Origin of the sequence: Streptomyces sp. NPDC017056 (assembly GCF_044332485.1) — a bacterium.
Classification (GTDB): domain Bacteria; phylum Actinomycetota; class Actinomycetes; order Streptomycetales; family Streptomycetaceae; genus Streptomyces.
Window position 1 is genome coordinate 1 of the sequence record NZ_JBIRPD010000016.1, and the last position, 12,496, is coordinate 12,496.

The following is a 12,496-nucleotide window of genomic DNA, read 5'->3' on the forward strand; positions in this document are numbered from 1 at the left end:
AAGGAACGGACGCTTCCTTTGTGCCTGTTTCACCAGGCTCTCCGGGCGCTTCCCTTCGGTCTTGCGTTTCCGACTCTATCAGATCCTCGCGGTCCCGATTTTCGCCGGTGCGTTTCGGCCTTTCGGCTTCTTCGCGGTTCCAACCTTACCAGATCCGTTCGGCGTTTCCGCTTTCCGTTTCCGGCCCCTGTTGGAGTGGGGCGGCCGTCCGGCTTTCGCTTTTCGGCCTTTCCGACTTTATCAGATTGCTCTGGGCCGGAATTCCGCTCCGTCGGGGCGGCCTCCGGACGTCCATGACGTACCGGGGTTCCCCTCAGGCGGAACCGTAAACGTACTGGAGCGGGGCGCCCGGATGCAAATCCGGTTGCCCCGCTCCGCGTACCTGTGCAGGCGTACCCCTGAGGGGTCAGACCTCGACGACCACCGGAAGGATCATCGGGCGCCGGCGGAAGTTGTCGGACACCCACTTGCCGACCGCGCGGCGGACGAGCTGCTGGAGCTGGTGGGGCTCCGCGACGCCGTCCTGGGCGGCCTTGGAGAGCGCCTCGTCGATCTTCGGGATGACGGCGGCGAAGTCCGAGTCGTCGATGCCGGAGCCGCGGGCCTGAATGTGCGGACCGCCGACGATCTTGCCGGAGCTGGAGTCCACCACCAGGAACACCGAGATGATGCCCTCGTCGCCGAGGATGCGGCGGTCCTTGAGGGAGGACTCGGTGACGTCGCCGACCGACAGGCCGTCGACGTACACGTAGCCCGCCTGGACCTTGCCGACGATCTTGGCGACGCCCTTCACCATGTCGACGACCACGCCGTCCTCGGCGATGACGATCCGGTCCTTGGGGACGCCGGTCAGCGCGCCGAGTTCGGCGTTGGCACGCAGATGGCGCCATTCGCCGTGCACCGGCATCAGGTTCTTCGGCTTGCAGATGTTGTAGAAGTACAGCAGCTCGCCGGCCGAGGCGTGGCCCGAGACGTGCACCTTGGCGTTGCCCTTGTGGACGACGTTGGCGCCCCACCGGGTCAGGCCGTTGATGACGCGGTAGACCGCGTTCTCGTTGCCGGGGATGAGCGACGACGCCAGGATCACCGTGTCGCCGGGGACGATGCGGATCTGGTGGTCGCGGTTGGCCATCCGGGACAGGGCCGCCATCGGCTCGCCCTGGGAGCCCGTGCAGACCAGCACGACCTCGTCGTCCGGCAGGTCGTCGAGGGTCTTGACGTCGACGACCAGCCCGGCCGGGACCTTCAGGTAGCCCAGCTCGCGGGCGATGCCCATGTTGCGGACCATCGAGCGGCCGACGAAGGCGACCCGGCGGCCGTACTCGTGTGCCGCGTCCAGGATCTGCTGGATGCGGTGCACGTGGCTGGCGAAGCTGGCGACGATGATGCGCTTCTGGGCGCTCGCGAAGACCTGGCGCAGCACGTTGGAGATGTCGCGCTCGGGCGGTACGAAGCCCGGGACCTCGGCGTTCGTGGAGTCGGACAGGAGGAGGTCGATGCCCTCCTCGCCGAGCTTGGCGAACTTCGGGAGGTCGGTCAGGCGGCGGTCCAGCGGGAGCTGGTCCATCTTGAAGTCGCCGGTGTGCACGACCATGCCCGCGGGGGTGCGGATGGCGACCGCGAGGGCGTCCGGGATGGAGTGGTTGACGGCGACGAACTCGCAGTCGAAGGGGCCGATGCCCTCCGTGTCGCCTTCCTTGACCTCCAGGGTGTACGGCCGGATGCGGTGCTCCTGGAGCTTCGCCTCGATGAGGGCGAGGGTCAGCTTGGAGCCGATCAGCGGGATGTCCGGCTTCTCGCGCAGCAGGTAGGGGACGCCACCGATGTGGTCCTCGTGGCCGTGCGTGAGCACGATGCCGTCGATGTCGTCGAGGCGGTCCCTGATGGACGAGAAGTCCGGCAGGATCAGGTCGATTCCGGGCTGCTCCTCCTCCGGGAAAAGCACTCCGCAGTCGACGATCAGCAGCCGGCCGCCGTATTCGAAGACGGTCATGTTGCGGCCGATCTCGCCCAGGCCGCCGAGCGGGGTGACGCGCAGGCCGCCCTTGGGGAGCTTCGGCGGCGCGCCGAGCTCAGGATGCGGATGACTCAAAAGACTCTCCTCACCACACGCGCCACGTCGCCCTGAGGCACACGTGGCGCGCATGACATTCGTGCACTTGCGGTTTGGCGGTTGTTTTCCGTATTCAGTTGTGAAGTCTGTGGTTACAGCTGTACCCCGCCGGCGGCGAGATCGCGCTTGAGCTGTTCGGTCTCCTCGGCGGACAGTTCCACCAGCGGCAGGCGCAGCGGCCCGGCGGGCAGGCCCTGGAGGCCGAGCGCGGCCTTGGTCGTGATGACGCCCTGGGTGCGGAACATGCCGGTGAAGACGGGCAGCAGCTTCTGGTGGATCTCGGTTGCCTTGGTGACGTCGCCGTGCAGGTGGGCGTCGAGGAGGGCGCGCAGCTCCGGCGTGACGACGTGGCCGACGACGGAGACGAAGCCGACGGCGCCCACGGACAGCAGCGGGAGGTTGAGCATGTCGTCGCCGCTGTACCAGGCGAGGTTGGAGCGCGCGATGGCCCAGCTGGCGCGGCCGAGGTCGCCCTTGGCGTCCTTGTTGGCGACGATGCGCGGGTGCTCGGCGAGCCGCACCATGGTCTCGGTGTTGATCGGGACGCCGCTGCGGCCGGGGATGTCGTAGAGCATGACCGGCAGGTCGGTGGCGTCCGCGATGGCGGTGAAATGCCGGAAGAGACCTTCCTGCGGGGGCTTGCTGTAGTACGGCGTCACGGCGAGCAGGCCGTGGGCGCCGGCGTCGCGCGCGGCGCGGGCCAGCTGCAGGCTGTGGTCGGTGTCGTTGGTGCCGGCTCCGGCGACGACGAAGGCCCGGTCTCCGACCGCGTCCACCACGGCCCGTACGAGCTGGGCTTTCTCCGCATCGCTGGTGGTCGGTGACTCACCGGTGGTGCCGTTGACGACGAGGCCGTCGTTGCCGGAGTCCACCAGGTGCGCGGCGAGCTGCTGCGCACCGTCGAGGTCGAGAGCGCCATCCGCCGTGAACGGCGTGACCATGGCGGTCAGCACCCGCCCGAAGGGGGTCTGCGGTGTGGAAGTCGGAGCCATGGGTCCCACGCTACTCGTAGCGCACCTCGGGTCGCGCCCCTGGGGAGCCGGGATGTGGACTCCGGCACTGCTTGCTCGGGGGTTCAAGCAGTGCCGGGTCCGTTTCCTCAGCGTAGATGAACTTCTCAAAATGCCGCAATACGGACACTTGGCACGTCTGTGCGGTCTGGTACGGCCCCTGGGGGCGGCGGCCGGGCCGCACAGCGGTCCCGCGGGTCGCCCCCGGGGGACGGATCCTTACGGGGCGATACGGCCGTTGGCGTTGAAGGCCGCGTACGTGAGCGGCATGAGCTTGGCCCACTCGGCCTCCATCCGCTCGCCGACCATCTCGATCTCGCGCTGCGGGAAGGACGGCACGGCCGCCAGCTCGTGCTGCGTGCGCAGGCCCAGGAAGTGCATCAGCGAACGGGCGTTGCACGTCGCGTACATGGAGGAGAAGAGGCCGACCGGGAGGACCGCGCGCGCGACCTCACGGGCGACGCCGGCGGCCAGCATCTCCTGGTACGCCTCGTACGCCTGCCGGTAGGAGTCCTCCATGACCTTGCCGGTCAGCTCGTGCTGCTCGGGGGTGCCGGGGACGAACTCGTACTTGCCGGGGCGGCCCTGCTGGACCAGCTTGCGGGACTCGGAGGGGACGTAGAAGACCGGCTCCAGCTGGCGGTAGCGGCCGGACTCCTCGTTGTAGGACCAGCCGACGCGGTGCCGCATGAACTCGCGGAAGACGAAGATCGGGGCGCTGATGAAGAAGGTCATCGAGTTGTGCTCGAAGGGGCTGCCGTGCCGGTCGCGCATCAGGTAGTTGATCAGGCCCTTGGAGCGCTCCGGGTCCTTCTGCAGCTCCTCCAGCGACTGCTCGCCGGCGGTGGAGACGCGGGCCGCCCACAGCACGTCGCTGTCCGCGGCACTGTGCTTGACCAGCTCGACCGTCACCTCACTGCGGAAGCTGGGAGCCGTGCCTTCGGAGCTTTGGACGTTCTCGGCGGGGGTAGGGGACACCGGGCGGATCCTTCCGTTCGTTCCACGTGGGGCGCCCAGCCTACGGCCCGCCACTGACAGTCCAGGAAATACGGCGGGATACCGCGTACCGTACAAAACGGACTCTTCCATGGCCCGCCCGTGCCACGGTTGATATTTTTCACAGAACTTGCAGAAAACGGGCACCAAACGGACGCGTCACGCGTCTAACCCTGTGACAGTGCCCACTTCGAGGTTCCAAGGAGAGCCCGCTCATGTTCCGCCGGCGAGAGCCCGTACCGTTCGCCTTCGTCGCCGAGGCCGACCGGTTCCGCAGCAACGTCGCGCCCCCGCCCCGAGAACGCGTCAGCCGTGCCCAGCTCGCGGCCCGCTCGCTGCTCGGCCTCACGGTCGTGGGCGGCCTGGCCGGCGCCCTGATGCTCGGCGTCCCGGCACTCCAGCAGGAGACCGCCGGTGTCGGCACGCACCAGTCCGAGGCGTCGCACGGCCGCTGAGAGCCCGTGCATCACCCGGCCCGGCGGCACGTGCGCGTGCCGCCGGGCACGGAAGTGGTTCCGGCCCGTAAGTCCCGATAACCTCACCGGTCACAGCTCTCGTCTGCGTGCCCCTGAGTGAGGATCAGCCGTGCCCCTTGCCTTTCTGACGGCCGACCGCGACCTCGACGACCAGGCCGTCGAAGCGGCCCCCCTGCCCCATTCGGGGCCCGACCGCTGGCGCCGTCCTTACCGTCCGGGCCCCGGGCGCGTGGGGACGGCGGCCGTGTTTCTGCTGCTGGCCTCGTTCGTCTTGCTGTCGGCGGTGATCATCGCCGCCGCGGGCGCGCTGCCCGCCGCCGGGATCTGCGTCGCCGTCGCGGTCGTCGTCATCGCGCTCTCGACACGTTTCCTGCGCGTAGGGGTGTGGGTGAGCGCCCATGGCCTGCGCCAGGTGGAGCTGCTGCGGACGACGACGCTGCCCTGGAACGAGGTGGCCGCCGTCCGCACCGTGCAGCGGCCGGTGAGCTGGCTGGGCCTGCCCCGGACGGTCCAGGGACAGGCGCTGGTCGTCGACCGGAAGCGGGGCGGCTCGCTGCGGACGCTCGTCACGGACCGCAACGGGGACTTCCTGGCCCGCCCCGAGGCGTTCGAGCGCGCCGCTGACGTCCTGGAGGCGTGGGCGGCGGAGCACCACCACCGGTAAGCGCGTACGCCCGTAACCGCGTAAGCCCGTACGCCCGTAACCGCGGCGAGCCCGTACGGTTCAGGCCCGTACCGGCTTGCCGTCGTGCAGGGCGATGGCGCGCTGCATCGCCTTGCGGGCCCGCGGGGTGTCCCGGGCGTCGTGGTAGGCCACGGCCAGCCGGAACCAGGCGCGCCAGTCGTCGGGCGACTGCTCGGTCTCGGCGCGCCGGCGGTCGAAGACCTCGTCCGCCGAGTCCCGGTCGATGCGCCCGCCCGGGGTGCGCTTGAGCTCGTCGACGGGCAGTCCCCCCTCGGCCTCCAGCTCGCGCGCCAGGCTGCCGGCCTTGCGGGCGAACTGGGTGGTGTGCCAGAGGAACCACAGTCCGATGAACGGCAGGATCAGGACGGCGACGCCGAACGCGACGGTCAGCGCGGTGCCCTGCTCGATGAGCAGGACGCCGCGGCTGCCGACGAGGACGAAGTAGACGACCAGGATCGCCGCGAGGACGCAGTAAGTGATCTTTGCACGCACGGTCGGTTCTGCCCGTCAGTCCAGGTCGAGGAAGTTCTCCAGGCCCATGGTCAGGCCGGGAGCCGCCACCACGCGGCGCGCGCCGAGCAGGATGCCCGGCATGAAGCTGCTGTGGTGGAGCGAGTCGTGGCGGATGGTGAGGGTCTCCCCCACCCCGCCGAGCAGCACCTCCTGGTGGGCCAGGAGGCCGCGCAGCCGCACGGAGTGGACGGGGATGCCGTCCACGTCCGCGCCGCGTGCGCCGTCCAGCGCGGTGCTCGTGGCGTCCGGCTGCGGCGGGCAGTCCGCCGCGGCGCGGGCCTCGGCGATCAGCTTGGCGGTACGGGCCGCGGTGCCCGAGGGCGCGTCCGCCTTGTTCGGGTGGTGCAGCTCGATGACCTCGGCCGATTCGAAGAACCTGGCCGCCTGCTGCGCGAACCGCATGGTCAGCACCGCGCCGATGGAGAAGTTGGGGGCGATGAGCACGCCCGTGCGGGGCGACGCGTCCAGCCAGGTGCGCAGCTGCGCGAGGCGCTCGTCGGTCCAGCCGGTGGTGCCGACGACGCCGTGGATGCCGTTGCGGACGCAGAACTCCAGGTTGTCCATGACCGCGTCCGGGTGGGTCAGCTCGACCGCGACCTGGGCGCCGGCCTCGGTCAGCGTCTCCAGCTTGTCGCCCCGGCCGAGGGCGGCGACCAGCTCCATGTCCTCGGCGGCCTCGACGGCCCGTACGGCCTCGGAGCCGATGCGCCCCTTGGCGCCGAGTACGGCCACGCGCAGCTTGCTCATCGTTTCCCGCTCTCTCTTTCCCAGTACCCCTGGTACTCCTGGTACCTCTGGTACGCCTGATACGAAGGTCAGGCGACCGCGTCGTGCAGCCGGTCCGCCTGCCGGTCCTTCAGCGGGCCGATCACGGACAGCGAGGGACGCTGTCCCAGTACATCGCGGGCGAGCTCCCTGACCTCGTCCGGGGTGACCGCCGCTATCCGGGCCAGCATGTCGTCGACCGACATCTGGGCGCCCCAGCACAGCTCGCTCTTGCCGATGCGGTTCATCAGCGCGCCGGTGTCCTCCAGGCCGAGCACCGTCGACCCGCGCAGCTGCCCGATCGCGCGCCGGACCTCGTCGTCGGTGAGGCCGTCGGCCGCCACCTGGTCGAGCTGGTCGCGGCAGATCTTCAGGACGTCGTCGACCTGGTTCGGGCGACAGCCCGCGTACACGCCGAACAGGCCGCAGTCGGCGTAGCCCGAGGTGTACGAGTACACGCTGTAGGCCAGGCCGCGCTTCTCGCGCACCTCCTGGAAGAGGCGCGAGCTCATGCCGCCGCCGAGGGCCGTGTTCAGTACGCCCATGGCCCAGCGGCGGTCGTCGGTGCGGGCCAGGCCCGGCACGCCGAGGACCACGTGGGCCTGCTCGGCCTTGCGGTTGAGCAGTTCGACGCGCCCCGCCGTGCGGATCACCTTGGAGCCGTCGCGCGGGGCCACCGGGGTGGCGTCCGTACGGTCGAGGGCACCGGCCTTGTCGAAGGCGGCGCGGACCATCCGGACGACCTTGGCGTGGTCGACGTTGCCGGCGGCGGCGACGACCAGGCGGGTCGGGTCGTAGTGCTTCTTGTAGAAGCGGCGGATGCGCTCGGGGGTGAGCGCGTTGACCGTGTCCACGGAGCCGAGGACCGGGCGGCCGAGGGGGGTGTCGCCGAGCATGGTGTGCGCGAACAGGTCGTGCACGCAGTCGCCCGGGTCGTCCTCGGTCATCGCGATCTCCTCGAGGATCACGCCGCGCTCGGCGTCGACGTCGGCGGGCTCGATGAGCGAGCCGGTCAGCATGTCGCAGACCACGTCGATGGCGAGCGGCAGGTCGGAGTCGAGCACCCGCGCGTAGTAGCAGGTGTACTCCTTCGCCGTGAACGCGTTCATCTCGCCGCCGACCTCCTCGATGGCGGCGGAGATGTCCAGGGCGCTGCGCTTCCTGGTGCCCTTGAAGAGCAGGTGTTCCAGGTAGTGGGTGGCGCCGTTCAGCGAGGGCGTCTCGTCGCGGGAGCCGACGTTGGCCCAGATGCCGAAGGTGACGGAGCGGACGGAGGGCAGGGTCTCGGTGACGACGCGCAGGCCGCCGGGCAGGACCGTCTTGCGGACCGTGCCGGCGCCGCCCGTCCCCTTGAGAAGCGTTTGGGTACGGGCGACGGCCCGCCCCTCCGAAGAGGTGCGGGCCGTCGTCCGTGAGCTACGGGACGTCACTTGGCGGCGTCGTCCTTCGCCTCGTCGTCTTCGCCCTCGATGACCGGGGCCAGCGACAGCTTGCCGCGCTGGTCGATCTCGGCGATCTCCACCTGGACCTTGGCGCCCACGGCGAGCACGTCCTCGACGTTCTCGACGCGCTTGCCGCCGGCCAGCTTGCGGATCTGCGAGATGTGCAGCAGACCGTCCTTGCCCGGGAGCAGGGAGACGAACGCACCGAAGGTCGTGGTCTTGACGACCGTGCCCAGGTAGCGCTCGCCGACCTCCGGCATGGTCGGGTTGGCGATGCCGTTGATCGTGGCGCGGGCGGCCTCGGCGGCCGGGCCGTCGGCGGCACCGATGTAGATGGTGCCGTCGTCCTCGATCGTGATGTCGGCGCCGGTGTCCTCCTGGATCTGGTTGATCATCTTGCCCTTGGGGCCGATGACCTCACCGATCTTGTCCACCGGGATCTTGACGGTGATGATGCGCGGCGCGTTCGGGGACATCTCGTCCGGAACGTCGATCGCCTCGTTCATCACGTCCAGGATGTGCAGACGGGCGTCGCGGGCCTGCTTGAGGGCCGCGGCCAGCACGGACGCCGGGATGCCGTCCAGCTTGGTGTCCAGCTGCAGGGCGGTGACGAACTGCTTCGTACCGGCGACCTTGAAGTCCATGTCGCCGAACGCGTCCTCCGCACCGAGGATGTCGGTGAGGGCGACGTAGTGCGTCTTGCCGTCGATCTCCTGGGAGATCAGGCCCATGGCGATGCCGGCGACCGGGGCCTTGAGCGGCACACCGGCGTTCAGCAGCGACATCGTCGAGGCGCAGACCGAGCCCATCGAGGTCGAGCCGTTGGAGCCCAGCGCCTCGGAGACCTGGCGGATGGCGTACGGGAACTCCTCGCGCGTCGGCAGCACCGGCACGATGGCGCGCTCGGCGAGCGCGCCGTGGCCGATCTCGCGGCGCTTGGGCGAGCCCACGCGGCCGGTCTCACCGACGGAGTACGGCGGGAAGTTGTAGTTGTGCATGTAGCGCTTGCGGGTCACCGGGGAAAGGGTGTCCAGCTGCTGCTCCATGCGGAGCATGTTCAGGGTGGTGACGCCCAGGATCTGGGTCTCGCCACGCTCGAACAGCGCCGAGCCGTGCACGCGCGGGATCGCCTCGACCTCGGCGGCGAGCGTACGGATGTCCGTGACGCCACGGCCGTCGATGCGGACCTTGTCCTTGATGACGCGCTCGCGCACGAGGGACTTGGTCAGCGCGCGGTAGGCGGCGGAGATCTCCTTCTCGCGGCCCTCGAACTGCGGGAGCAGCTTCTCGGCGGCCACGGCCTTGACGCGGTCCAGCTCGGCCTCGCGGTCCTGCTTGCCCGCGATGGTCAGCGCCTGCGCCAGCTCGCCCTTGACGGCGGCGGTCAGCGCCTCCAGGACGTCGTCCTGGAAGTCGAGGAAGACCGGGAAGTCGCCGACCGGCTTCGCGGCCTTGGCGGCCAGGTCCGACTGGGCCTTGCACAGCACCTTGATGAAGGGCTTGGCGGCCTCCAGACCGGCGGCGACGACCTCCTCGGTGGGGGCCTCGGCGCCGTCCTTGACCAGCTGGATGGTCTTCTCGGTGGCCTCGGCCTCGACCATCATGATCGCGACGTCGCCGTCCGGGAGGACACGGCCGGCCACGACCATGTCGAAGACCGCGTTCTCCAGCTCGGTGTGGGTCGGGAAGGCGACCCACTGGCCGTTGATCAGTGCGACGCGGGTGCCGCCGATCGGGCCGGAGAAGGGCAGGCCGGCCAGCTGCGTGGAGCAGGAGGCGGCGTTGATGGCGACCACGTCGTAGAGGTGGTCGGGGTTGAGAGCCATGATCGTCTCGACGATCTGGATCTCGTTGCGCAGGCCCTTCTTGAAGGAGGGGCGCAGCGGCCGGTCGATCAGGCGGCAGGTGAGGATCGCGTCCTCGGAGGGCCGGCCCTCACGGCGGAAGAAGGAGCCGGGGATCTTGCCGGCCGCGTACATGCGCTCTTCGACGTCCACCGTCAGGGGGAAGAAGTCGAGCTGGTCCTTGGGCGTCTTGGACGCGCTGGTGGCCGACAGCACCATGGTGTCGTCGTCCAGGTACGCGACGGCGGAGCCGGCGGCCTGCTTGGCCAGGCGGCCCGTCTCGAAGCGGATGGTGCGGGTGCCGAAGGAGCCGTTGTCGATGACGGCCTCGGCGTAGTGGGTCTCGTTCTCCACCAGGGATATCTCCTCGTCTGCGTCCACCGCCCGTGTGGCGGTGGACCTTCGTCGGCGGAGCGCCGGGGTTGCGGGCCGGTCTTCGATCGAAGCACCCGGATACGGGGTCGCGCGGTGCGTTCCGCGCGCCATCCGGGGGCCACTACCGAGGACCGGCGGCTGAAAGGCGCTCCACCTCGTTCGCTATGGCGTTATGGGACCAGACTACAAAGCTCCGGTCCACCAGGCAGTGGACCGAACGTCCGGTGCGTACGGCAAAGGGAGCGGCCCCCGGATGTGGGAACCGCTCCCTTCACGACGTGTTACTTGGCGCCCGCCGCACCGCGGCGGATGCCCAGGCGCTCGACCAGCGCGCGGAAGCGCGTGATGTCCTTCTTCGCCAGGTACTGCAGCAGGCGGCGGCGCTGGCCGACCAGGAGCAGCAGACCACGGCGGGAGTGGTGGTCGTGCTTGTGGACCTTGAGGTGCTCGGTCAGGTCCGAGATGCGGCGGGAGAGCATCGCGACCTGGACCTCGGGGGAGCCGGTGTCACCCTCCTTGGTGGCGAACTCGGCCATGATCTGCTTCTTCGTAGCGGCGTCGAGCGACACGCGGTACTCCTCTTGATATCCATCGGGCCCGCGAGCGCCCCTGGATTGACTTCACAGGGGATCTTGGATGACTCGACAAAGGCCGTCACCCAGAGTACCAGCTGCAAACGGCCCCCCGACCGGGCGGTCGGAGGGCCGTACGGACGGGTGACCCGGTGCCGCTCGGGGGTCACCCGTCCTGAGGAGTCCTTGCGGGCTCTGTCTAGGAGCTGGTCAGGCCGCGTACGGTGCCGTACACGTCCAGGACCGCCAGGCACAGGGGCACCAGCGACAGCAGGACGACGCCGTCGAAGATGTCGAAGAGGCGGCCCCAGAAGGGGGTGACCCCCTTGCGCGGGACGATCAGGCCCACACCGACCAGGACGGCGGCGCCGGCCGCGATGCTGCTGGAGAACCAGACCGTACGGATGTTGAGCGGGCCGGAGTCGCCGAAGCGCACGAGGTCGGCGAGGACGTCCACCGGCGGGTGCAGCGCGATGCCCAGGATGAGCAGCACGATGGTCAGGATGCCGGCGATGGTCATGCAGGCGACCTGCGCGGTGTAGTCGAAGAGCCGGGCCCGCAGCATGATCGTGATGCCCGCGGCCAGCGCCAGCAGCTGCGCCCAGCTGTTGTCTGAGAAGCCGAGGACGACGCCGGCGGAGCCGACGACCAGCGCGGAGCAGCCCGCGACCAGGCCGAGCAGCAGTTCGTGGCCGCGCTTGGCCTGGTTGCCGATCTTGACGAAGTCGACCGACTCCATGACGCTCTGGTCGCCGTCATGGTGCGGGCCCTTCGCGATCTGGTCGGGCGACTTGTAGCCGATGGGCAGCCGGGCGAAGCGCGAGGACAGGCCGGGCAGCCAGGCGACGACGGCGATGGCGACGATGGCGGTGACCGCGGCGACCTCGCGCGGCTCGGCCTCGGTGAGGATGGACGCGAAGACCGCGAGGGTGCCGATGGTGGCCAGGAAGGCGGCGGCCACGAAGGGCGCGTCGCCGCGCGGCAGCAGCATCGTGAGCAGGACCGAGGCGATCAGCACGGTCACGCAGCCGACCAGGAACTGCAGGCGCCCCGGGCCCTCGCCGTCGGCCACCGGCATGATTCCGGAGCCGGCGAGCAGCAGGTGCGGCAGCGAGGCCAGGCCCAGCGCGATGGACGAGGCGTGGTCGTCGTAGACCCGGGCCCGTACGCCGGACAGCGCGACCAGGACGATGCCGGTGACGCCGGCGATGATGCCGGGCAGCCGGTGCATGTCGCGGTCGACCGGGTTCGAGAACCACAGGGCGAACGCCATCATGACGAGCAGCAGCACGCCGGCGGTGAGGCCGACGATGTTCATCAGGTCGTCGCTCCAGCGGTTGCGGTTGCGCTTGACCGCGGAGGCGACGGCGTCCGAGACGTCGTCGAAGACCGGCAGCGGCAGCGACTCGGCGAACGGCCGGAGCAGGAGCAGGTCGCCGTCGAGGATGCGCTGCTGCGCGAGGGACTGCCCCGCGTCCAGGACCGTGCCGTCGCGGCGCACCAGGTGGTAACCGGTGGGGGCGCCCTCCGCCTGGGACTGGCCGGAGAGCCGCAGGATCTCCGGATAAATATCGACGAGTGCGACATCCTCGGGCAGTGCCACGTCGATCCGTGCGTCCGGTGCGGCGACTGTGACCCGGCAGAAGCCGGTGCCTGTAGTCGTGCTCACCTGGCGGTTCCCCCTATCCGTTGGGCAGTTTGTCGC

Annotated in this window: 11 protein-coding genes; 2 read left to right on the forward strand and 9 right to left on the reverse strand. The window is 69.7% G+C overall.

The window, feature by feature from the left end:
• Positions 1–406: 406 nt before the first annotated feature.
• The 3 genes from ACH4OW_RS26965 to thyX all read right to left on the reverse strand — a co-directional run bounded on the left by ACH4OW_RS26965 (position 407) and on the right by thyX (position 4,101).
• The gene (locus ACH4OW_RS26965) at positions 407–2,092 is read right to left on the reverse strand and encodes a ribonuclease J (protein WP_360137798.1); all 1,686 of its coding nucleotides are present in this window, start codon (positions 2,090–2,092) and stop codon (positions 407–409) included.
• A gap of 113 nt (positions 2,093–2,205) precedes the next feature.
• Positions 2,206–3,105: a 4-hydroxy-tetrahydrodipicolinate synthase gene (gene dapA, locus ACH4OW_RS26970; RefSeq protein ID WP_360137795.1), complete on the reverse strand. Its 900-nt coding sequence runs from the start codon at positions 3,103–3,105 to the stop codon at positions 2,206–2,208.
• A 237-nt stretch (positions 3,106–3,342) separates the two neighbouring features.
• Entirely contained in the window at positions 3,343–4,101 is a 759-nt protein-coding gene (gene thyX, locus ACH4OW_RS26975; RefSeq protein WP_360137792.1) for an FAD-dependent thymidylate synthase, read from the reverse strand.
• A 233-nt stretch (positions 4,102–4,334) separates the two neighbouring features.
• Between thyX and ACH4OW_RS26980 the strand changes: the two genes are divergently transcribed.
• Together ACH4OW_RS26980 and ACH4OW_RS26985 are read left to right on the forward strand one after the other, a co-directional pair.
• Entirely contained in the window at positions 4,335–4,574 is a 240-nt protein-coding gene (locus tag ACH4OW_RS26980; RefSeq protein ID WP_360137789.1) for a hypothetical protein, read from the forward strand.
• Positions 4,575–4,704: 130 nt separating this feature from the next.
• Positions 4,705–5,259, forward strand: a complete 555-nt coding sequence (locus ACH4OW_RS26985; protein WP_398030403.1) for a hypothetical protein — start codon at positions 4,705–4,707, stop codon at positions 5,257–5,259.
• Positions 5,260–5,319: 60 nt separating this feature from the next.
• Here the strand turns inward: ACH4OW_RS26985 and ACH4OW_RS26990 are convergent, their stop codons facing one another.
• From ACH4OW_RS26990 to eccD, 6 genes are all read right to left on the reverse strand, one after another.
• A complete protein-coding gene (locus ACH4OW_RS26990; RefSeq protein ID WP_360137783.1) occupies positions 5,320–5,772 on the reverse strand; it encodes a tetratricopeptide repeat protein in 453 nt (150 codons plus the stop codon).
• 15 nt (positions 5,773–5,787) lie between these two features.
• The gene (dapB, locus tag ACH4OW_RS26995) at positions 5,788–6,540 is read right to left on the reverse strand and encodes a 4-hydroxy-tetrahydrodipicolinate reductase (RefSeq protein ID WP_398030404.1); all 753 of its coding nucleotides are present in this window, start codon (positions 6,538–6,540) and stop codon (positions 5,788–5,790) included.
• A gap of 68 nt (positions 6,541–6,608) precedes the next feature.
• Entirely contained in the window at positions 6,609–7,988 is a 1,380-nt protein-coding gene (locus ACH4OW_RS27000; protein WP_360137777.1) for a pitrilysin family protein, read from the reverse strand.
• The gene (locus ACH4OW_RS27005; protein WP_360137804.1) at positions 7,985–10,198 is read right to left on the reverse strand and encodes a polyribonucleotide nucleotidyltransferase; all 2,214 of its coding nucleotides are present in this window, start codon (positions 10,196–10,198) and stop codon (positions 7,985–7,987) included. Before ACH4OW_RS27005 ends, ACH4OW_RS27000 begins: the two co-directional genes overlap by 4 nt.
• Before the next feature lie 302 nt (positions 10,199–10,500).
• Positions 10,501–10,788, reverse strand: coding sequence for a 30S ribosomal protein S15 (rpsO, locus tag ACH4OW_RS27010; protein WP_003982664.1), 288 nt, complete (start codon positions 10,786–10,788; stop codon positions 10,501–10,503).
• 202 nt (positions 10,789–10,990) lie between these two features.
• Positions 10,991–12,460 carry a type VII secretion integral membrane protein EccD gene (eccD, locus tag ACH4OW_RS27015; protein ID WP_360137772.1) on the reverse strand — a complete coding sequence of 490 codons (1,470 nt, stop codon included), beginning with the start codon at positions 12,458–12,460 and terminating at the stop codon, positions 10,991–10,993.
• Between the last annotated feature and the right edge of the window lie 36 nt (positions 12,461–12,496).